This window comes from Phocaeicola paurosaccharolyticus JCM 15092, assembly GCF_000613805.1.
Lineage (GTDB): Bacteria > Bacteroidota > Bacteroidia > Bacteroidales > Bacteroidaceae > Phocaeicola > Phocaeicola paurosaccharolyticus.
The window spans coordinates 20,224-43,324 of the sequence record NZ_BAJR01000015.1 but is presented as its reverse complement, the minus strand read 5'-3'; the positions used below and the strand labels follow the sequence as shown (position 1 = coordinate 43,324).

At 36.8% G+C, this 23,101-nt stretch carries 18 protein-coding genes and 1 pseudogene; 16 read left to right on the top strand and 3 right to left on the bottom strand.

Features of this window, described 5'->3' with window-relative positions:
• The first annotated feature begins 198 nt into the window (after nt 1–198).
• The 8 genes from JCM15092_RS07860 (at nt 199) to JCM15092_RS07825 (ending at nt 10,974) form a co-directional block, all read left to right on the top strand.
• Nucleotides 199–657: a helix-turn-helix domain-containing protein gene (locus tag JCM15092_RS07860; RefSeq protein WP_024994185.1), complete on the top strand. Its 459-nt coding sequence runs from the start codon at nt 199–201 to the stop codon at nt 655–657.
• A 119-nt stretch (nt 658–776) separates the two neighbouring features.
• Nucleotides 777–2,786 carry a dipeptidyl-peptidase 3 family protein gene (locus JCM15092_RS07855; RefSeq protein WP_439645903.1) on the top strand — a complete coding sequence of 670 codons (2,010 nt, stop codon included), beginning with the start codon at nt 777–779 and terminating at the stop codon, nt 2,784–2,786.
• Between the two features lie 3 nt (nt 2,787–2,789).
• Nucleotides 2,790–3,452, top strand: coding sequence for a DNA alkylation repair protein (locus tag JCM15092_RS07850; protein WP_024994183.1), 663 nt, complete (start codon nt 2,790–2,792; stop codon nt 3,450–3,452).
• 59 nt (nt 3,453–3,511) lie between these two features.
• The gene (locus JCM15092_RS07845; RefSeq protein ID WP_024994182.1) at nt 3,512–3,994 is read left to right on the top strand and encodes a Fur family transcriptional regulator; all 483 of its coding nucleotides are present in this window, start codon (nt 3,512–3,514) and stop codon (nt 3,992–3,994) included.
• Complete coding sequence (locus JCM15092_RS07840; RefSeq protein WP_024994181.1) at nt 3,991–5,262, top strand: adenylosuccinate synthase; 1,272 nt, start codon at nt 3,991–3,993, stop codon at nt 5,260–5,262. The genes JCM15092_RS07845 and JCM15092_RS07840 overlap by 4 nt, the downstream gene beginning before the upstream one ends.
• A 387-nt stretch (nt 5,263–5,649) precedes the next feature.
• A complete protein-coding gene (locus JCM15092_RS07835) occupies nt 5,650–8,823 on the top strand; it encodes a SusC/RagA family TonB-linked outer membrane protein (RefSeq protein ID WP_024994180.1) in 3,174 nt (1,057 codons plus the stop codon).
• 25 nt (nt 8,824–8,848) lie between these two features.
• The gene (locus JCM15092_RS07830; protein WP_024994179.1) at nt 8,849–10,321 is read left to right on the top strand and encodes a SusD/RagB family nutrient-binding outer membrane lipoprotein; all 1,473 of its coding nucleotides are present in this window, start codon (nt 8,849–8,851) and stop codon (nt 10,319–10,321) included.
• A gap of 284 nt (nt 10,322–10,605) precedes the next feature.
• On the top strand, nt 10,606–10,974 hold the full coding sequence (locus JCM15092_RS07825; RefSeq protein WP_034541751.1) for a thioesterase family protein: 369 nt from the start codon (nt 10,606–10,608) through the stop codon (nt 10,972–10,974).
• A gap of 39 nt (nt 10,975–11,013) precedes the next feature.
• Here the strand turns inward: JCM15092_RS07825 and JCM15092_RS07820 are convergent, their stop codons facing one another.
• Both JCM15092_RS07820 and JCM15092_RS07815 read right to left on the bottom strand, forming a co-directional pair.
• Nucleotides 11,014–12,921: an AAA domain-containing protein gene (locus JCM15092_RS07820; protein WP_024994177.1), complete on the bottom strand. Its 1,908-nt coding sequence runs from the start codon at nt 12,919–12,921 to the stop codon at nt 11,014–11,016.
• Between the two features lie 5 nt (nt 12,922–12,926).
• A complete protein-coding gene (locus tag JCM15092_RS07815) occupies nt 12,927–13,853 on the bottom strand; it encodes a DMT family transporter (RefSeq protein WP_024994176.1) in 927 nt (308 codons plus the stop codon).
• Between the two features lie 83 nt (nt 13,854–13,936).
• Here JCM15092_RS07815 and JCM15092_RS07810 point away from each other — a divergent pair, with 83 nt between their 5' ends.
• The 4 genes from JCM15092_RS07810 (at nt 13,937) to pfkA (ending at nt 18,271) form a co-directional block, all read left to right on the top strand.
• Complete coding sequence (locus JCM15092_RS07810) at nt 13,937–14,764, top strand: AAA family ATPase (RefSeq protein ID WP_024994175.1); 828 nt, start codon at nt 13,937–13,939, stop codon at nt 14,762–14,764.
• Nucleotides 14,765–14,766: 2 nt separating this feature from the next.
• Complete coding sequence (locus JCM15092_RS07805) at nt 14,767–15,765, top strand: DUF4435 domain-containing protein (RefSeq protein ID WP_024994174.1); 999 nt, start codon at nt 14,767–14,769, stop codon at nt 15,763–15,765.
• Between the two features lie 27 nt (nt 15,766–15,792).
• Nucleotides 15,793–17,217, top strand: a complete 1,425-nt coding sequence (locus tag JCM15092_RS07800; RefSeq protein WP_024994173.1) for a sialate O-acetylesterase — start codon at nt 15,793–15,795, stop codon at nt 17,215–17,217.
• 73 nt (nt 17,218–17,290) lie between these two features.
• Nucleotides 17,291–18,271 carry a 6-phosphofructokinase gene (pfkA, locus tag JCM15092_RS07795; protein WP_024994172.1) on the top strand — a complete coding sequence of 327 codons (981 nt, stop codon included), beginning with the start codon at nt 17,291–17,293 and terminating at the stop codon, nt 18,269–18,271.
• A 23-nt stretch (nt 18,272–18,294) separates the two neighbouring features.
• Here pfkA and JCM15092_RS07790 read toward each other — a convergent pair whose 3' ends face one another.
• On the bottom strand, nt 18,295–18,942 hold the full coding sequence (locus JCM15092_RS07790) for an HAD family hydrolase (RefSeq protein ID WP_024994171.1): 648 nt from the start codon (nt 18,940–18,942) through the stop codon (nt 18,295–18,297).
• Nucleotides 18,943–19,002: 60 nt separating this feature from the next.
• Here JCM15092_RS07790 and JCM15092_RS07785 point away from each other — a divergent pair, with 60 nt between their 5' ends.
• From JCM15092_RS07785 to JCM15092_RS07770, 4 genes and pseudogenes are all read left to right on the top strand, one after another.
• Nucleotides 19,003–19,503 carry a nitroreductase family protein gene (locus JCM15092_RS07785; RefSeq protein WP_024994170.1) on the top strand — a complete coding sequence of 167 codons (501 nt, stop codon included), beginning with the start codon at nt 19,003–19,005 and terminating at the stop codon, nt 19,501–19,503.
• A gap of 131 nt (nt 19,504–19,634) precedes the next feature.
• Nucleotides 19,635–19,886, top strand: coding sequence for an OadG family protein (locus tag JCM15092_RS07780; RefSeq protein ID WP_024994169.1), 252 nt, complete (start codon nt 19,635–19,637; stop codon nt 19,884–19,886).
• 23 nt (nt 19,887–19,909) lie between these two features.
• Nucleotides 19,910–21,765 (top strand): annotated as a pseudogene (locus JCM15092_RS15410) (biotin/lipoyl-containing protein).
• Complete coding sequence (locus JCM15092_RS07770) at nt 21,765–23,000, top strand: sodium ion-translocating decarboxylase subunit beta (RefSeq protein WP_024994168.1); 1,236 nt, start codon at nt 21,765–21,767, stop codon at nt 22,998–23,000. The pseudogene JCM15092_RS15410 and the gene JCM15092_RS07770 overlap by 1 nt, the downstream one beginning before the upstream one ends.
• Nucleotides 23,001–23,101: the final 101 nt, after the last annotated feature.

The following is a 23,101-nucleotide window of genomic DNA, read 5'->3' as shown; positions in this document are numbered from 1 at the left end:
TTCTTTTTTTTTATGATTTCAGATGATTTAGAAACTATTGAGTGACTCTTTTTGTTAGATAATTGATTATTATTGTCACCATTTGTTGTGATAATTTAAGATAAAATTTAAGTCGAAATGTTTGTTTTAAAGAAAAAGAATTTTATATTTGCATATGACATTGACTGCTATATGAATTTTAACTAAACTGACGAACTTATGAGCGACGCTGAAAATCAAAAAACAAACCAAGAAGAGAAGAAGATGCCGTACAATCTTCGAGAGAAGACAAAGAAAAAGGCAGCTTATAGATCTCTTATTAGAGCTGAACTTGCTGATGAATTATACGACCAAATATTAAATATAGTCGTGGTTCAGAAGAAGTACAGAGATCCTAACTATTCAGCAAAAGATTTAGCTAAAGAGTTGAAAACTAATACACGCTATCTTTCTGCTGTTGTTAATTCACGTTTCGGCATGAATTATTCATGCTTATTGAATGAATATCGTATAAAAGATGCTTTACATCTTCTTGTAGACAGACGATACTTTGATAAAAATGTAGAAGATATTAGCGCAATGGTTGGTTTCGCTAACCGTCAATCTTTCTATGCTGCTTTTTACAAAAATATCGGATTAACCCCAAATGCTTACAGGAAGAAATTTTTCGAACGATAAGAGTTATTAATAAGTTAAAATAAAAAAGGGAAACTTACGTTTTCCTTTTTTATTCAAATAAATACAAACAAGGCATAATTATGAAAAAAACGATTTTGCTTACATTAATAGGAGGAAGTATGCTAATGAGTTGCAATAGTGCAAAGAAAATTTCAGAAGGAGATGGAGACTTCAAATATACAGTAGAACAGTTTGCTGACCTTCAGGTGTTACGTTATAAGGTTCCTGGGTTCGAAGAACTCAACCTTAAACAGAAGGAGCTAATATATTATTTAACTCAAGCAGCTCTTGAGGGAAGAGATATACTTTTTGATCAGAATGGAAAATATAATCTTACTATCCGTAAGATGCTTGAGGAGGTATATACCAATTATAAAGGTGATAAGAAGGATACCAACTATATCAATATGGAAGTTTATCTAAAGAGAGTGTGGTTCTCAAATGGTATTCACCATCATTACTCTTCAGATAAGTTCTTGCCAGCTTTTTCTCAGGAATTTTTCCGTAGTAAACTTGCAAAGCTTGATCCGGCTAAGTTACCTTTGAAAAAGGGTGAGACTCTTGACCAATTATGTAATGAGATTTTCCCTGTCATGTTCGACCCGAGAATAATGCCAAAGAGAGTAAATCAGGCTGATGGTCAGGATCTTGTTGAAACTTCTGCTTCAAATTACTATGAAGGAGTAACTCAGCAAGAGGCTGAAGACTTCTATGGAGCTATGAAGAATCCAAATGATACTATGCCTGTTATGTTCGGTATGAACAGTCGTTTAGTTAAGGAGAACGGCAAAATATATGAGAAAGTCTGGAAATCAGGATCTCTATATGGTGCAGCAATAGATAAAATTATTTTCTGGCTTGATAAAGCAGAAAAAGTTGCTGAAAACGCAAAACAGAGAGATGTGATTAAAAAGCTTATCCAATTCTATAGAGATGGAGACTTGAAAACATTCGATGAGTATGCTATCTTGTGGGTTAAAGATCTAGATTCAAGAATAGATTTTGTAAATGGATTTACAGAGAGCTATGGAGATCCTCTAGGACTTAAATCAAGCTGGGAATCAATAGTAAACTTCAAGGATATTGAAGCAACTAAACGTACTGAAACAATCAGTTCTAATGCTCAGTGGTTTGAGGATAATTCACCTGTTGATAAGAAATTCAAGAAGGAGACTGTAAAAGGTGTTACAGCGAAGGTGATTACTGCCGCAATATTGGGAGGTGATCTTTATCCTTCTACAGCTATTGGTATAAACCTTCCAAATTCAAACTGGATTCGTAGTTCACATGGATCTAAGTCAGTTACTATAGGTAATATAACTGATGCTTACAATAAGGCTGCCCATGGAAATGGATTTGCAGAAGAGTTTGTATATGGCAAGGAAGAACTGGATCTAATAAATAATTATTCTGATATAACAGATGATCTTCATACAGACCTTCATGAATGTCTAGGACATGGATCTGGACAATTGCTTCCAGGAGTCGATCCTGATGCACTTAAGGCTTATGGTTCTACAATAGAGGAGACAAGAGCTGACCTATTCGGTCTATATTATCTTGCCGATAAGAAGTTGGTAGATCTTAAGCTTACTCCAAATGAAGAAGCTTACAAAGCTCAGTACTATTCATATATGATGAATGGACTTATGACTCAACTTGTTCGTATAGAGTTGGGTAATAATGTTGAAGAGTCACATATGCGTAACAGACAGCTTATTGCAAAATGGGTTTATGAGAAGGGTAAAGCTGATAATGTAGTTGAGATTGTCAAGAAAAACGGCAAGAGTTATGTAAAGATTAATGATTATCAGAAACTCCGTGTGCTATTTGGTGATTTACTAGCTGAAATACAAAGAATAAAGAGCGAAGGCGATTTAAATGGAGCACGTAATATTGTTGAGACATATGCAGTAAAAGTTGACCCTGTTTTACATAAAGAGATACTTCAGAGATATGAGAAGTTGCATCTTGCTCCATATAAAGGATTTGTAAATCCAGTATATACTTTAGAGAAAGATAGTGATGGTAAGATAACTGATGTGAAAGTTTCATATTCAGAAGGTTATAGTGAGCAGATGTTACGTTATAGTAAAGATCACGCAAATCTTCCTTATATAAATGAGTAAAATATGGATGTAAACGAAAAGGTAAAAGATATCAAGGCACAATTCCGTCTCTTTATGAACGGAGTTGTGTCTCAAAGTATGCGTGAGAAAGGTCTGGTGTACAAGATTAATTTTGGTATTGAACTTCCTAGATTAAAGGAGATAGCAGAAAAATATGAGAAAGATCATCAACTGGCTCAAGCACTCTGGAAAGAGAATATACGTGAGTGTAAAATTCTTGCCACTTTTCTGCAGCCTTTAGATAGCTTTCTTCCGGAAATAGCTGACATTTGGGTAGATGATATGAAAAACCCGGAACTTGTAGAAATATCATGTATGAATCTTTTTCAGCATCTTCCATATGCATCTGAGAAAGCATTTGAATGGATTGCTTCCGATGAGGAGTATCATCAATTATGTGGCTACATGTTACTATCACGTCTATTTATGAAGAAAGCTACATTAAATGAACGTGCTGAAGCTGAATTTTTGGACCAGACTTTTACTGCATTGGAATATCAGCATGTATTGATTTGCAAAGCCGCTGCTACGGCACTTAAAAAGTATGGGCATCAGAATAAGGATAATGCAAAGAAATTGTCAAAGTTGCTTTCACCACTATTAAAATCTTCCAAGGAAGAAATTGTTTTATTAGCATCTGATATAAAAATGGATGTAGAATATTAAGCATATACTTTTAACTTATAATAAAAAGATTTACCTTTGAACACGGAATCAAGTCTGGAATGGAAGAGAATGTGAAAGATACAGTAAAGCAGATTCTTACAGACTATCTGCAAGCTAACAAGCATCGAAAGACGCCTGAACGCTATGCTATACTCGATACAATCTATTCTATTAATGGTCATTTTGATATAGAAGCCCTATATCACATCATGGAAGATAAAGGCCAGTTCAGAGTTAGCCGTGCTACCCTTTATAATACTATTATCTTGTTGATAGATGCGAATTTGGTTATAAAGCACCAGTTTGGGAATTCTTCTCAGTTTGAGAGAGCATACAACAATGAAAACCATCATCACATGATTTGCATGCAATGCGGAAAGGTTACTGAGCTTCAAAATGATGAACTTCTAAAAGCTATAAACGATTCCAAACTCAATAAATTCCATCCATATCACTACTCCTTATATATATATGGTATATGTAATAAGTGTAGCTTGGCTAAACGAAGAAAAAACAAACAAATAAATTATCGAGAAAAATGAAAGTAGATGTGTTGTTAGGTTTGCAGTGGGGCGATGAAGGCAAGGGAAAAGTTGTCGATGTCCTCACTCCACGTTATGATGTTGTAGCAAGATTTCAGGGTGGTCCGAATGCTGGACATACACTTGAATTTGATGGCCAGAAATATGTATTGCGCTCAATCCCTTCAGGCATTTTCCAAGGTGATAAAGTTAATATAATTGGTAACGGAGTTGTCCTAGATCCCTCTTTGTTTAAAGCCGAGGCTGAGGCTTTGGAAGCAAGTGGACATCCTTTGAAAGAGAGACTTCACATTTCTAAGAAAGCTCATCTTATTTTGCCTACTCATCGTATACTTGATGCAGCATATGAAGCTGCAAAGGGAGATGCTAAAGTTGGAACAACCGGCAAAGGTATAGGCCCTACTTATACTGACAAGGTTAGTAGAAATGGTCTTAGAGTGGGAGATATTCTTCATAATTTCGATAAGAAGTATGCAGCAGCAAAAGCCCGTCATGAGAAAACATTGAAGGACTTGCACTTTGAGTATGATATCACTGAACTTGAAAGACAGTGGATGGAGGCTATTGAATATTTAAAGGAGTTCAATCTTGTTGACAGTGAGCATGAAATAAACAATCTTCTCAGAGATAATAAGAGTGTGTTATGTGAAGGAGCTCAGGGTACAATGCTTGACGTAGACTTCGGGTCATATCCTTTCGTAACATCTTCAAATACTGTATGTGCCGGTGCTTGTACCGGACTTGGTATAGGTCCAAACAAAATTGGTGAAGTATATGGTATAATGAAAGCATATTGTACAAGAGTAGGAAGTGGTCCTTTCCCAACAGAACTTTTTGATGAAACAGGAAAGAAGATGCGTGACTTAGGGCATGAATATGGAGCTGTTACTGGTCGTGAGCGTCGTTGTGGCTGGATTGATCTTGTAGCATTAAAATATTCAATCATGGTTAATGGAGTTACTCAACTCATTATGATGAAGAGTGACGTTCTAGATACTTTCCCTATAATAAAGGCTTGTGTAGCATATAAAGTTGATGGTGAAGAGATTGATTATTTCCCATTTGATATAAATGATGGTGTAGAACCAATATATACTGAACTTCCTGGATGGAATTGTGATATGACAAAGATGACAAGTGAGGATGAATTTCCAGAGGAATTTAATGCTTATGTCTCTTTCTTGGAGGAGCAACTTGAAACTCCAATTAAGATTATTTCTGTAGGTCCGGATCGTGATCAGACAATAGAAAGATATAAAGAAGATTAATTTTAATATTTTTTATACATTAAAGGTTGTAGAGCATAGCTTTACAACCTTTTTTTATTTTTTAGTATATCATGTTATATATTATTACTTACTAAAAAATGTGTTTTGGTATAGTTACCAAAATGTCAAAAGCTTAATTCCCAACATTTTAAAAAATAAATTAGCAATCTTTTTAATTCGGTACTTGTTTATGCAATAATAAGTATTTATTATGAAAAAAATGATAATAAATGACAACTTTATTGATAATTATTATTGACAGGCGTTTGACAAAAAGTAGATAAAATTAAAAAAAACGCATCAAATTGTCAGGGTTTTAGTGTTATTTCGTATATTTGTGCAAATTTTAATTAGACCTACTAATAATTAAATTAAAAAGAGAGATTTATGAAAGAAAGATTGTTTACGTTATTAGCGTGCTTTGTCTTGAGTGTTGGAATAATGACAGCTCAAACAAAGAGAGTTACTGGTATAGTAACTTCTGCCGAAGATGGTGAGCCTGTAATCGGTGCTTCAGTCTTGGTTAAAGGACAAACTATTGGTGCAATTACAGGTATTGATGGAGATTTTGTAATTCCAAATGTTCCTGAGTCTGCAAAGACTTTGGTCGTTTCTTATGTTGGAATGATATCTCAAGAGGTTGATATTAAACCTGGAACTATGAAAGTAGCCTTAAAGTCTGATTCAAAGGCTTTAGATGAGGTTGTTGTAACAGCTATGGGTATTAAGCGTGACCGTAAAGCGTTAGGTTATGCTGCTCAAGATTTAAAATCGGATCAATTGAATAAAAGCGGTACTACCTCTTTGGCTAGTGCTATTCAGGGTAAACTTACTGGTGTCGATATTCGTCAGTCTTCAGGTGCCCCTGGTGCATCTTCACAGATTGTTATACGTGGTGCACGTTCATTTGATGGCAATAACCAACCATTATATGTAATAGATGGTATGCCTATCAATACATCTGCCGATTTCTCTACAGGTAATTCAGTCACAGGTGCAAATTATGCTGACCGTAGCATAGATATTAATCCTGAGGATATTGAATCTATAAATGTATTAAAAGGTCAGGCAGCTTCTGCACTTTATGGTATACGTGCATCTAATGGTGTAATCGTAATCACAACAAAACGTGGTTCTGCAGGTAATATGAGTAAACCTTCTGTTACAATATCTTCAAACATTAGTGCACAACAAGTTTCACGTAAATTTGAACGCCAAAATGTTTATGCTCAAGGTAATGGTTATTCTGCATACAATCCTACTTCATCAATGTCATGGGGACCAAAGATTACTGATCTTTCAAAAGACCCTGCATATGGTGGTGATACAACAAATAAATATACTGCATCAGGAGCACATCCAGGTCAGTACTATAATCCAAACCGTGTTTCAGCAGGACTTGATGGATGGACTACACCTCAGATTTACGATAATGTTTCTGATTTCTTTGGCACTGGCTTTACTGAAAATACCAATGTTAATATTTCTCAGAACATAAACGGCCTTAATTACTCTTTCGGAGTTAATAATTCTCATCAGAAAGGTATCATACCTTCAACTGGTATGGATAGATGGGGTGCAAGAGGATTGGTAGACTGGAAGATTAATGACCAATGGAATTCAGGTTTTTCTGTAAACTATTCTTCTAGTAAGATTACTTCTGCTCCAGGTGCAAATGATGGTATAATGAATGTTGTATATTCAGCTCCTGCAGAGTATGACCTTAAGGGTATTCCAAATCATGTACCTGGTGATATAACAAAACAGGTTCTGTTCCGTTCTAAGAGTTTCGTAAACCCTTATTGGTGGGCTGAAAATAATGAATATCTTCAGCATACTAACCGTACATTCGGAAATGCATATTTAGAATTTAAGCCAAAATTGAATTGGGGAGAAAACTTCTCTTTGAAGTTCCGTGAGCAGGCTGGTCTTGATGTTTGGACTTCTGATTATACAGACTCAAGAGAAATGGGTACTACAACTGCATTGAAGAATGGTGATATTGAGAATTATGGTTCACAGCATAATGTATTCAATAACTTGTTTACTGTAAACTTCGATGGAAGATTTGGAAATGATCAGGAATATGGTTTGAATGTTGTTTTAGGTAATGAGTTCAATGACGAGAATGTTCGTTCTTGGGATTATTATGGATCAAATTTCAACTTCCCAGGTTTTATAAATATTGGTAATGCAACAACTTATACTTCAAGTGAATATAAGCGTAAAGAACGTACTGTGGGATTCTTTGGTAGTGCTTCTCTTTCTTGGAAAGATCAGCTATACTTAACTGTAACAGGTCGTAATGACTATGTTTCTACAATGCCACGTGGTAGCCGTAGCTTCTTCTATCCATCAGTATCTCTTGGATGGGAATTTACAAAACTAAATGCTCTTGAAGGAAATAAAATATTGACTTATGGTAAGTTACGTGCTTCATTTGCTCAAGTAGGACAGGCTGGAGTATATTATAATAATTACTATGCTAGTGCTAGTTATGGTAGTGGATTCTATTCATATACTCCTGTCTCATATCCATTGCCTAGTGGCGTTTCAACATTCATTCCTAACTATGTTACATATGATGAGGGTCTTAAGCCTCAGAATACAACAAACTATGAGTTTGGAACTGACTTATATTTCTTTAATAACCGTTTGAAATTTGAATATACTTATTCTCTTCAGAATGTTAAAGATCAGATTTTCTCAGTGCCAATGGATGGTACTACAGGTTATCAGGAAGTGTTGACTAATGCTGGTAAAATGCGTACAGATTCTCACGAGTTCTCTATTAATGCTGCTTTAATAAGTACAAAAGATGTAGACTTAAATCTTGGAGTAAACTTCACTAAGATTAAGAATAAGGTTGTAGAGTTGGCACCAGGTGTTGAATCAATTATGTTAGGTGGTTTTGTTGAACCTCAGGTTCGTGCTCAGGCTGGACGTACATATCCAAATATTTATGGTACAGCATTCAAACGTGATGAAGCAGGCAATTTACTACTTCTTGAAGGTTTACCTCAAGGAACTGGTGATAGCCAGGATTTAGGTAGCTGTTCTCCAGATTTCACTACTGGTATCACTTTCGGTGGACGTTACAAACGTTTATCTTTATCAACTACATGGAGCTGGCAACAAGGTGGCAAAATGTATCATGGAACAAATATGACAATGAATTACTTTGGAGTAACAAAAGAATCATTACCATATCATGAAGGTAATATGGTTGTTGAAGGTATTGATGAAGCTACAGGGTTAGCAAATACAGTAGAAGTTTCTAAGCAGGACTACTACATGTATTATTATGATGTAACAGAATCAGGTATCTACGATACAAGCTTTATTAAGTTACGTGATTTGACTTTAAGCTATCAGTTGCCAAAAATTGGAATATTTGATATCAATTTATATGGATTTGCTCGTAATGTACTAGTTTGGTCTAAGTTGCCTAACTTCGATCCAGAATCTTCTCAGGGTAATAACAATATGAGTGGTTATTTCGAGCGTTTCTCTGTTCCTAATACTTCTAGCTTTGGTGGTGGACTTACTATTAAATTCTAATTCATAAGATTAAAAAGATACAAATATGAAAAAATATATATTAATGGTTATGTCGACTGTGGTTTTGGGATTTACTTCTTGTTCCGAAGATACACTCGACGAAATAAACAAGGATAATCGTCATCCTTCTCCAGATATGGTTACTGCCGTATTGCAATTGACTGATGCTGTTATGTCTACCGGATTTAATACTGTTTCTGGTGACTATGCTTTCTATCTCGGCTCTTTGAATGAACAAGAGATTGGCGTTGGAAATAATCAGCTCATGAAAGCAGAAATGAGAAATGCTAGTGAATTGGCTTCTTCAACTACTTTCAATAACACTTGGAATTCTACATATTCTAATCTTCTTAATATTCAGGAAATGATTAGAAAAGTGGAGACTGAAGTTCCAGGAAATGTTGGACAATTTGATATTCTAGGAATGGCACAAGTTCTTAAGGCTTTGAACTTTGGTGTACTTACTGATTTACATGGAGATATTCCTTATTCTGAGGCTTTAAAAGGTCAGGAGATACCACAACCAAAATTAGATCTTCAAAAAGATATATATACTGGTATCTTGACAACACTTGATGAGGCTATTGCTAATTTGGATAAAGGTGTTGCTCTTAAAACAGCTTCAAAACAAGATATTCTTTATGGTGGTGATGCAAAAAAATGGAAGTCATTGGCATACGCTTTGAAGGCTCGTTATCTGTTGCATCAACTAGCTGTTGATTCAAGTGTATTGAGTAAGGCTAAAGCAGCAGCACTAAAGGCTGTTGAACTAGGCTTTGATGGTGCTTCAATAACTGAATTTAATGGTGTGAACTGTGATAATCCTTGGAGTGCATTTATTTGGAGTCGTAGCTATACTGCTTCGTCTACAACAGTTGCTGACATAATGGAGGCTTATGGTGACCCAAGACTTCCATATTACAAATATGATGGCAGAAATCCTAAGGCTGGTGAAGGAAATAAAGCTTATGCTCCAGGCGTACTTGCAACTGCTCAGGTTGCTGATGGTTCTTTAGCTTTCCCAGCTTGGTATGATCTAGGAAGCCAGCCATTGCATCTGTTTAGCAAAGCTGAATTATATTTTATACTTGCTGAAACACAACTTCGCTCTTCCGAAGATGCTACAGCTGCTTTTCAAACTGCTGTTGAATCATCTGTAAGTGAGATTATGGATCTGTTTGGTGATAAGACTGATGCTGCTGCCTATGCTGCATCTTTAGGTGCACCTACACTAAAGAAATTGTTTGAACAGAAGTATATAGCACAATCTTACGATGAGCAGGTTGAGACATACAATGATCTTCGCCGTTTGAAAGCTATGGGTGAGAACTACGTTGCTTTAAAAAATCCAAATAATACTCAAAGTGGTATAAATCGTTATCCTGAACGCTTACCTTATGGTAATAGTAGTGTTTTAGGAAATCCTGAAATCAAAGTTGCTTACGGTGATGGTACTTATATCTACACTGATAAGACATGGATTAATAAAGGAAAATAATTTAATTTATTATAAATCATAGATAAATTCTCTCTTAAAGATTATCTATTTTGGGGGACATTCTCAGTGATGAGCGTGTCCTTCTCTTTTTTACAGCTGTGGAGTATTCAGACATCAGTGAAGTCTATATACTCCACAATTGTGAAGTGAAAGATCTACAGCTGTGAAGTGAAAAAGTTTGCAGCTGTTGAGATAAAAATAATCACAGACAAGAGGCAAAACGGTTATGCCGATTCTTCGTTTGTTTGAATTAACTCAATATATTTGCAATTAAAATTATAATTATGGAGATAGGACTTACTTATACCAATGAACTAAAAGTTACAGAAGAACTTACTGCAGCGCATGTAGGTTCAGGAGATTTGCCGGTATTGGCAACACCTATAATGATTGCGTTGATGGAAAATGCTGCAATGTATGCTGTGATAGATGAACTTGATGATGAATCAACAACTGTAGGAGCGAGTGTTGAGGCTACACATCTGAGACCAACCCCTTTGGATGATATTGTAAAGGCAACAGCTACTCTTGAGGCTGTTGAAGGAAGAAAGCTTACTTTCAAGATTGTAGCACGTGACAGCAAAGGTATAATAGGTGAGTGCACTCACGTAAGATATATTGTCAATATAGAAAAATTCATGAGCAAGCTCTAATAACTCTCATGAACACCAAAATATAACTTTTAAGACTCTCTATGCAGATAGAGAGTCTATATATTCAATAAGTTTTTTGTAGAATGTATGATGTGACATAGTCTCTCTGTTGCCGAGTATTATGAGTTTCATTCTTGCTCTTGTCATTGCAACATTCATCCTTCGCAGATCTCCTAGAAAACCAATCTGACCATCTTCATTTGATCGTACAAGGCTTATGAATATAACATCTCTCTCTTGTCCCTGAAAGCCATCTACAGTATTAATAGTTATAAGTTTCTTATAAGGCTTTAGTAAAATGTTCTTCATTAATAGAAGTCTAAGATAATGTACTTGAGCCTTGTATGGAGAAATTACTCCTATATCTATTTTCTCTTCCAATATTCTTTCCTTGCCAATCTTCTCTAGATAGTTTATCAAATTGGAAATTGTAAATTCAGCCTCCTCCTTGTTTATCTTGCTGTTTTCTCCTGATATAGACTCTTTATAGTTCTCATCTGATGTATCTATCCACTCTATTGGAGTGTCAAAATCGAGTATACCTCTGTATTTAACTTCTTTAGCAGCCTGTAACATGCCTTTGTAGAACCATTGCGAAGAGAAGTGCATAATCTCTTCATTCATTCTGTATTGTGTCTTCAAAATAGAAACAGCTTCAGGTTTGTTTGCCGCAATATTTTGCATCATGGTAATATCGAGTCCCTCCTTAGCTGCTTCATAGCACTTAATGGTAGGTGGAAGCTGGCAATGGTCACCAGCCAATATTACCCTGTCGGCTTTCTCTATTGCTATCCAACATGCAGCTTCTAATGATTGTGCTGCTTCATCAATAAAGAGTGTACCAAACTTCTGACCACTCAGAACTCTATTAGCACTACCTGTAAGAGTTGAGGCAATAACCCTTGCTTGTGAGAAGATATCATTGTTTATCTTTATTTCAAGCTCAACGGCTCTGTCCTTAAGTGAGTTTATCTTAACTCTTATCTTCTCTCTGTCATTTGAACGTTGTTTGATCTTAGCGTACAACTCGCGTATAGCTTTACGAATTCCCCATAGTTGAGGGTAGTCTGTATGAGCTTCAAAACGTCTTTCATATGTGAATGAGAGCATCTTATCGTTTACTCTTGATGGGTTGCCTATTCTAAGTACCGGAACTCCTCTGTCAACCAATTTCTCACTTATCCAGTCGACAGCCATATTACTCTGAGCACATACCAACACCTGATTTTCACGATTAAGTGTCTCGTATATCGCTTCCACAAGAGTTGTAGTCTTTCCAGTTCCTGGAGGACCATGAACAATGGCAACATCCTTAGCATGCAGAACTTTGTTGACAGCCTCTTCTTGAGAACTGTTCAGCCATGGAAATCTTACAGGTTGGAAGGTGAACTCAGATAGTTTGTTTTTCCCGTAAAAGATATCTCGTAACTGTGCCAGGCGTCCTTCTTTAGCATTAATCATTAAACTTAATGCATCGAACATCAGTCTATAGCTTGTCTCATCAAAGTATAGCTGTACTCCAGGATTGTTTGCATTCTGTAGAGCAATTGCGGCATCATTATCAGGAATGATAACCACCATCATATCCTCGTCAGTGAAGTTTACTGTTCCGGTAAATTTAAAATAGTTTATCTTTCCATCAGCCGACTGAGTGAAGAAGCAGACAGGTTTACCAAACTCAAATTGATGCTCCAATCCTCTATCTTCTTTTCTCTCTATCTCAATAACAAACTGATTGAGCGAGTTGTAATAGCTCTTTCCAACCGAAAGAGGATACCAACAAATACCATTATTTATTTTTCTAATAATTCCACATGACTGAGTATGTTGCTTAAAATTCTCTTTTTCGTATTCATACTCCATCCTAAGAAGAATCTCATGCTTTTGCAGGTGTCTGATAGGTGATATATTATCTGATATATTATTTTTCACTGTATATCTATTCAAAAGTCTTAACTATGAAGTTCATTCTCTTTTTCGGCAAGCATCTGAGCCCTGCTTTTACTCTGCGTTACCAAATATACTCCTAAGAAAACCAAAGTTACTGCAACTCCTTTTGCCGGTCCGAAAGTACCCATGCCGAGAATTATTGATACTGTGGTTCCCACAATAGGCTGTATATAGTTATACATACTTATAACTGTAGGACGAAGATTCTTTTGACCTACCATGACAAGCATATTGGAAAGGAATGTTCCACACAAAATAACATATGCTGTGCACCACCATGTAACAGATGAAATGGCAGCGTAATCAATTTTTGATACATAGTTATATGATAAAGGGATGAAACACATTGCAGAATATGTGAACATCCATTTCATAAGAGTAAATATGTTGTATCGTGATATCAAGCCTTTAAATAGAACAAGATAAAATGCGTAACTTATCTGCGCTGCCAGACAAAGCAAATCTCCAATGATACTTCCTGATTGTGCTGAAGTTGAGCTGTGACTCATTATCAGTGTAAGAGCTCCTATGGATCCAAGGAAAACGCCAAAAACTTTTTTACTTGTTACCGGCTCTTTAATAAAAATGGCAGCTATCACCATTGTAGCTATAGGCGCTGTTGTTGTAACAATGCTTGCATCAATAGGAGAGGTGAGTGACAAACCTAAAGTAAAACACCCTTGGTTCATAACAATACCAAGAAGAGCTGCAAAGAAAAGAAGTAGCATGTCCGATGATTTAACATCCTCTTTTGGTGCAAACAGAGATGCCAGCCAGAAGCATATAGCTCCTCCTGTCATACGGAATGTGGCTAGAGATATACCATCAAGCCCATTTTCTAGTGCAGTCTTCCCCATTGGAGACATAAGGCCCCACATAACAGCTGCGCCAAAAAGAGCAAGATGTGCCTTGTATTTTTGGAATGTCATAAATATCATATAAATTTACTCAACAAAGATACTTCTTTCTTTTAGGATTTAATATCTTTGTGATGAAGCAAATATTATGTGATATGAAAAAACAGGCTTGTTACATAAAAAAAATAGATATAGAGGGTCTTTGGGGACGTAAAAATATATCTTGGAGTTTGCGCCCGGATGTAAACATCCTCAGCGGAGTAAATGGAATAGGTAAGAGTACTATACTCAATAAGTCAGTAAGCACTCTGACTGTACTTCAAGGAGGTTCGCTGTCGAATGATTACGGGTTGACTAATGTGAAGTTCACCTTCTACCCAGAAGATGCTACATATATACATTTTGATGCAATAAGAAGTTTTGACAGACCGCTTCTCCATTCTGATCTTTTGGAGAAGATGGCTGATAAGAATGTCAAGACTGAGTTGGATTGGCAACTATATCAGCTTCAACGTCGTTACCTTGATTATCAGGTAAACATAGGTAATCGTATAATTGAATGTCTAACTTCTGGAAATCCGGAAGATGCTATAAAAGCCAAAGAGCTGTCGGCTCCTAAGATAAAATTTCAAGATCATATGGATGAACTATTTGGGGAGACATGCAAAAAGATAATACGTAGCAAAAACGAGATTATGTTTGAGCAAGAAGGCGATGTGCTTTGTCCTTATCAACTATCATCTGGTGAAAAACAGATACTCGTAATTCTACTTACTGTACTTGTACAAGACAATGATTCCGGAGTGCTATTTATGGATGAACCAGAGATTTCTCTTCATGTGGAGTGGCAGGAGAAACTAATAAGATTGATACGAGAACTTAATCCTAATGTCCAGATTATTCTTACAACACACTCACCTGCTGTCATTATGAACGGCTGGATGGATGCAGTAACAGAAGTCAGCGATATAACAGAGAAATAGATATGGGGAAGAGATTATCCGACAATCTATCTTCATTATACTTTGCTGCTGCCAACTCATTAAAGCCCAAAAACAGTCGCAAGAAAATTATTGCTTACGTAGAGAGCTATGATGATATATCCTTCTGGCGCACACTCTTCGCAAAATATGAAGATAAGACACGATACTTTGAGGTTATGCTGCCATCGCAAACAACTTTGGCAAAAGGGAAGAAGACTGTATTGATGAATGACCTCGGCTCAAAGTTAGGAGAGAATATGATTGCTTGTGTTGATAGCGACTACGATTACCTTTTGCAAGGGGCTACACAGACATCAACGAATATAATCGAAAACAGATATGTCTTTCACACCTATGTTTATGCCATAGAGAACTACCAGTGCTATGCAGAAGGACTTCAGGAGGTATGTGTCATGGCTACACTCAATGACAGACATGTAATAGATTTCTCTGCATTTATGGAAGAGTATTCCAAGATTGCATATCCTCTCTTTATTTGGTCGGTATGGTTTTACAGAAATCATATTCTCAATGAGTTTTCTATGATGACCTTTTGCTCATTTGTACGGATTGACACTGTAAGCATACATCATCCTGAACATGCATTAAACGTTATGAGCAAGAAAGTTATTAACAAGCTGCGTGAGTTGGAATATCACCATCCGGAAGCATTGCAAGAGATTGATGATATGAAGAAGGAGTTTAGAACTCTTGGAGTATATCCCGAGAATACTTATCTATTCATTCAGGGGCATCATATAATGGACAATGTTATAATGAGACTCCTTGTGCCTGTGTGCAACATTCTAAGGAATGAACGTGAGCAGGAGATTATGCGATTGGCTGAACATCAGATGCAAATGAATAATGAACTGACAAGTTATCAACGCAGTCAGTCGGATGTTGATATTATACTTAAGAAACATACCACATACAAAAGCTGTGAACTTTACAAGAGGATTGAGCGAGATGTGGAGAACTTCCTTAAAGATCTCAATTGACTTTTATATACCGAAAAAAATAGAATAATGAAAACACATTTTTTTACTTTATTATTTCTGTTGTGCTTATCAATGAATATCAATGCACAACACTTTTCAAAAGTGAATGGGGAGCTGAAAGTTCCATCATTACTTAGTGACAATATGGTGTTACAACAATCTTCGGATGTTAATATTTGGGGTGAGGCTGCTCCTGGAGCAAATGTAACTTTGACAACTTCATGGAACAAGAATACATATACAGCAAAGAGTTCTACTGATGGAAAATGGCAGATGAAAGTTGCTACTCCTGCTGCAACAACCAATCCTCAGGTGCTTACAATAAAGAGTAATGGCAAGAGCATTAAGCTAAGTAACATACTTATTGGTGAAGTATGGTTTGGTTCTGGCCAGTCGAATATGCAGATGCCTATGCGTGGTTTTGATTTTTGTCCTCTAGAGGGTACCAATAGAGACATCGCTATATCAGGAAATAATAAACTAGTGCGCTATGCAACTGTAAAGAATATTGGCTCTGAAATTCCACAAGAATATTCAAACAGTGATGGATGGAAAGAGAGCAATCCTGAAAATACACCTGAGTTCGGTGCTACTGCATACTATTTTGCAACATTACTTTCTCAGACTCTGAATGTGCCAGTAGGTATCATAAACTGTAGCTGGGGAGGTTCTACTGTAGAGGGATGGTTACCAAAAGAGATTGTTGCAGGATATAAGGACGTGAAAAATGATGAAAAGACTCCTGAATACATGAAACCTTGGATCATGTTCAATGGTATGCTTAATGGTTCATATAAGTATAGTATTAAAGGCTTTTTATGGTATCAAGGTGAGTCTAACGTTGGTCATCCGGATTATGCAAAACGTCTTTCAACTATGGTAAATCTTTGGAGAGAGATGTGGAAACAGGGAGATCTTCCTTTCTATCAAGTTGAGATTGCTCCTTTTGACTATGGTAATAATATTGTAGGTGCATTACTTCGTGAAGAACAATTTAAGGCTCAATCGCTTATTAATAAATGTGGTATGATTTCTACAAACGATCTTGTCGAACCTTTTGAAATTCATCAGATACATCCAAAAGAGAAACAGAAAGTTGGAGAACGTTTGGCATTCATGGCGCTGAATGAAACATATGGATTGAAAAAAATAGGTTGTAGAGGTCCTGAATATAAAAGTATGGAGATTAAGGGCAATAAGGCTATAATCTATTTTAATAATGCAGAAAATGGATTCAACCGTTGGAGCGGATTCGAGGGTTTTGAGATTGCAGGAGCAGATAAGAAATTTTATCCGGCTCAGGCTTCTAATGATGGAAAAAACCTTGTAGTTTCTGCACAAGAGGTTCAGGAACCTGTAGCTGTACGCTATTGTTTCAAGAATTTCCAAATAGGCAACCTTACAAACTTGTACCAGTTGCCTACTGTACCGTTTAGAACAGATAATTGGTAAGATGAATGAACTATTTACAACTTTAGTAAGTTATAAATATGTTTCAATGATATCTTGCATAATATATTAAACTATGAAGAAAATTGAGTGTATAGGCCTCTTGACATCTGGTGGCGATGCTTCGGGAATGAATGCTGCTATACGAGCAGTTACTAGGAGTGCTATATTCAACGGATTTAAAGTAAAAGGTATATACCGTGGATATGAGGGGCTGATTAATGGTGAGATAAAGGAGCTGACTTCTCAAGATGTGAGTAGTATAATCCAAAGAGGTGGAACTATACTTAAAACGGCTAGGTCGGAAGAATTTACGACTCCAGAGGGAAGGAAGAAAGCTTATGATAACCTTCAGAAAGAGGGCATTGACGCTTTGATTGTTATAGGTGGCAATGGCTCGTTGGCAGGAGCAAAGGCTCTTGCAGATGAGTACGACTTCACCTGTATAGGACTTCCTGGAACTATAGATAATGATCTATATGGCACTGATGTCACAATAGGATATAATACAGCTCTAAATACTATAGTAGAGTGTGTGGATAAGATACGTGATACAGCAACATCGCATGATAGGATTTTCTTTGTTGAGGTGATGGGACGTGATGCCGGTTTCCTGGCTCAGAACAGTGCAGTAGCATCGGGTGCTGAGGCGGCGATTATTCCGGAGGACAGAACAGATGTAGACCAACTTGAGCAATTTATAGGACGTGGATTCCGAAAATCTAAGAATAGTAGTATAGTAATTGTATCCGAGAGCCCTAAAAATGGAGGAGCGATGTATTATGCAGAGCGAGTAAAGAAAGAGTATCCTGAGTATGATGTTAGAGTTACTATATTAGGACATCTGCAGAGAGGTGGCTCTCCGAGTGCAGGAGACAGAATTCTTGCAAGCCGTCTTGGGGTAGGAGCTATTGATGCTATCCTTGAGGGACAGAGAAATGTAATGGTAGGTATACGTAATGATGAAGTGGTTTACGTACCATTCATAGATGCCATTAAAAAAGATAAGCCAATGGATAAGGATCTTATCCGTGTTCTCGATGAGTTATCAATTTAAATGATATTTTTTGAACAGATTATTTATAGAAGCAGGAGAATTTCTTCTGCTTCTTCTATTATAGTAAGAGGGTTATTCTCTTGAAGTTCTCTTCTTGATCTGAATCCCCATGATACACCAACAACATCCACTCCTGCATTGTGGCCGGTAATAATGTCAACATTCGAATCTCCAACATAAATTGTCTCCTCCTTGCTTACACCTGCTGCCTGAATAATTTCATTTATAATATGTGGATCAGGTTTTGTTGGGATGCCTTCTCTTTGCCCTAGTACTTTTATGAAATTTATACCTGGAAAATAGCTTCTTGCGAGCTTTTCTGTAGCTGCTTGATATTTATTCGATGCAACGGCTATCATACAACCTCTTTCTTGGAGTGCAGTCAATAATTCTGTTACACCTTTGTATGGTTGGGTGAGATCTGATTTGTGAAGATTGTAATATGGAAGGAAAAAAGAACGTACCTTCATAATATTCTCTTCGTTGCGTTCCTCTTCAGGTAAAGCTCTCTCAAAGAGTTTGTTGATACCATTACCTACAAAAGTTCTATAACTATCTGTATTATGAGTAGGAAAACCACACTGTTTTAATGCATAGTTAGTTGATTGCGCTAAATCTCCTATTGTATTTAGTAGTGTTCCGTCAAGGTCGAATATTACAAGTTTCTTCATTCAAATATATATTTACATCACAAAGTTACTATTTTTGTTCTCAAACAAATTTAAAAGAATATGAACTTTTTAGAATTAGTTAAGTCACGCTACTCCTCTCGCAAATACTCAGATAAGATTCCTGAAAAGGAGAAGCTTCATTATATAATGGAGTGTGTAAGATACGCCCCTTCTGCTGTCAACTTTCAGCCATGGCTTTTTAAAATAATTACGGATAAAAAAGAGCTTGAATCTCTTCATTCTTGCTATAAAAGAGAGTGGATAAAGAGTGCTCCTTGTATAATTGTGGCATGTGCAAACCATGAGGAGTCATGGCACAGAAAAAGTGATGACAAAGACCATTCAGATATTGATGTGGCTATTGCTGTTGAGCATCTCTGTCTAGCAGCTACTGAGCAGGGGCTTGCTTCATGTTGGGTATGCAATTTTGATGTAACTCTTTGTCGTGAAGTGCTTTCTCTTCCTTCAGAGGTTGAACCAGTTGTGCTTGTTCCGATTGGTTATGCTGAAGATGAAGCTTCAGAAAAGAAGAGGAAGAGTATTGATGAGATTACTCTATAGTTTTATGTTATTTTTTTATATATTTATACGATAATATAATTATTAGAGAACATAATTTTATAAATTTGGATTTATATGGTGTTTGTTAGCTGAAAAAATTATAACTATAACAGTTAATTAAATATATAAAAATGGAGAACATAGTATTGGGGTTGTTGCTTATGGTAGTCGGTATGGCTACTGTATTTTTAATTCTTCTTATCGTCATCTATCTTGGCAAATATTTGATAATCCTTGTTAATAAGTATGCGCCTGAGGAATTTGTCCAAAAAGTTCCTTCAGTAAATCCTACTAAGGATACTGGTGCTGTTGATGCTATCAAATCAGCTGTAGATATTTTGACTGCCGGTAAAGGCCAAGTGATTAAGGTAGAAAAGTTATAACCCAATGAAAACGAGTAATTAAAATGGAAAGAGAAGTAAAATTTAGTTTGGTCTTCCGTGACATGTGGCAAAGTGCCGGAAAATATGTCCCTCGTGTAGATCAATTGGTTAAGGTAGCACCTGTAATCATCGAAATGGGCTGTTTTGACAGAGTTGAAACAAATGGTGGCGGCTTTGAACAAGTTAACCTCCTATTTGGAGAAAATCCTAATAAGGCTGTAAGAGAGTGGACAAAACCATTTAATGATGCCGGAATTCAGACTCATATGCTTGACAGAGCACTTAATGGAATAAGAATGAGTCCTGTACCGGCAGATGTACGTAAATTATTCTATAAAGTAAAAAAGGCTCAAGGTACAGATATAACCCGCACATTCTGCGGACTTAATGATGTTCGAAATATCATTCCTTCTATCACTTATGCACACGATGCGGGAATGATCTCTCAATGCTCACTATGTATCACATTCTCTCCTGTTCACACTGTAGAGTACTATGTAAATATGGCAAAACAGCTTATTGAAGCTGGAGCTGATGAGATATGTATAAAAGATATGGCAGGAATCGGGCGACCAGTGTTCCTGGGCAAGGTTGTAGAGGGTATCAAGAAGATAAAGAACATACCAGTTCAATACCACTCTCATGCAGGACCAGGTTTCAATATGGCCTCTATTCTTGAGGTATGTAAAGCCGGTTGTGATTATGTGGATGTAGGTATGGAACCTCTTTCTTGGGGAACAGGACATGCTGATATTATAAGTGTTCAGGCTATGCTTAAAGATGCAGGCTTCAAGGTTGCAGAAATAAATATGGAGGCATACATGAAGGTTCGTTCAATGATTCAGGAATTCATGGACGACTTCCTCGGGCTCTACATAAGTCCTAAGAACAGACTTATGAGTTCACTTCTAATAGGACCTGGACTTCCTGGAGGAATGATGGGTAGCCTTATGGCTGACTTGGAAAATAATCTTGATTCAATCAATAAATATAAGGCAAAACATAACCTTCAATTTATGACACAGGATGAACTGCTTATAAAGCTGTTCAATGAAGTAGCTTATGTATGGCCTCGTGTAGGTTACCCTCCTTTGGTAACTCCATTCAGTCAGTATGTAAAGAACTTGTCAATGATGAATGTGATGGCAATTGAAAAGGGGAAGGAACGCTGGGGTATGATTGCAGATGATATCTGGGATATGCTTCTAGGTAAGGCTGGTAAACTGCCAGGTGAACTTGCTCCAGAACTTAAAGAGAAAGCAGAGCGTGAAGGGCGTCAGTTCTTTACAGGCAACCCTCAAGATAATTACCCTGATCAGTTGGAGAAATACCAGAAGATGATGTGGGAAAAGAAGTGGGAACTTGGTGATGATGATGAAGAGTTGTTTGAATATGCTATGCACCCGGCTCAGTATGAGGCATACAAGAGTGGTAAGGCTAAAGACGACTTTTTGGAAGATCTCAAGACACGCCGTGAAGAGAAGGCTAATGCTCATGCACCAGCAGAAGATAATAAGACTAGAATCCTTACAGTTGATGTAAATGGACAACCATATCGTGTCACTGTAGCTTTTGGTGATGTAAATCCTGCTACTCTTAATGATGTCAGCCCTTCTGAAGCTTCTCAAGATGAGGACTGGTAGGTGAGGGCAAAGATGTACTATCACCTTTGGAGGGTAAGTTCTTTCTTGGAAAGAATGCCCAAGATACTCCTAAGAAGGTAGGTGACAAAGTTAATAAGGGAGATATTCTTTGCTATATTGAAGCAATGAAGACATACAATGCTGTCCGTTCTGATTATACAGGAACTATTTCTGCAATTTGTGTCAATCAGGGTGACTCTGTTTCTGAGGATGACATTTTAATGAAGGTATTATAATGGAAGATATATTCGGTAAACTATATGAAATGACTGCATTCAGTAATATTATTGCTGATCCGCAGTTTCTAATAATGTATGCCATTGCATTCATTCTTCTCTATCTAGGTATTAAGAAACGCTATGAACCATTGTTGTTAGTACCTATTGCTTTTGGTGTACTTCTTGCAAACTTCCCAGGAGGTGAAATGGGAGTTACTCAAGCTGATGAGAATGGTATGATAATGATAAATGGTACTTTACAGAATATATGGGATATGTCATTGCCTGAGATTGCTCATCAACTTGGGATTATGAACTTTCTATACTACCTGTTGATAAAGACAGGATTCCTTCCTCCGATTATCTTCATGGGTGTAGGTGCATTGACAGACTTTGGTCCTATGCTTAGGAACCTTCGTCTCTCTATATTTGGTGCAGCAGCACAACTAGGTATTTTTACTGTGCTAATTGTTGCTATTCTTATGGGATTCACACCTCAAGAAGCAGCATCACTTAGTATTATAGGCGGTGCAGATGGACCTACAGCTATTTTTACGACAATCAAGCTTGCTCCACATCTTTTAGGACCGATAGCAATTGCTGCATATTCTTATATGGCTCTTGTTCCTGTTATCATCCCTCTTGTTGTAAACCTACTATGTACAAAGAAAGAGTTGAGCATAAATATGAAGGAGCAGGAGAAACTTTACCCTTCTAAACTTGAGATAAAGAATATCCGTGTTCTGAAGATTGTGTTCCCTATTGTAGTTACTACTGTAGTTGCAATATTTGTACCAAGTGCAGTTCCATTGATTGGTATGCTTATGTTCGGTAACCTTGTCAAGGAGATTGGTAGTGATACATCACGTCTGTTTGATGCGGCATCTAACTCAATAATGAACACTGCTACAATATTCCTTGGTCTATCTGTGGGAGCAACAATGACTACAGATGCTTTCCTTAACTGGACTACAATAGGTATTGTTGTAGGTGGTTTCCTTGCATTCGCACTCTCTATATCAGGTGGTATTCTTTTTGTGAAAGTTGTTAACCTATTCTCAAAGAAGAAAATCAATCCACTTATCGGTGCAACAGGACTTAGTGCCGTGCCTATGGCCAGCCGTGTGGCAAATGAGATAGCTCTTAAGTATGACCAGAAGAACCATGTTCTCCAGTACTGTATGGCAAGTAATATTTCAGGTGTTATCGGTTCTGCTGTTGCTGCAGGTGTTTTGATATCATTCTTAAGCTGATATAACAGTTTTAAAATATGAGAAAAATAGATCTACATATACATACAATTCCAAGTCCTTTTAACGACAGCCACTTTGATTTTGACATTTCGAAGTTAGAA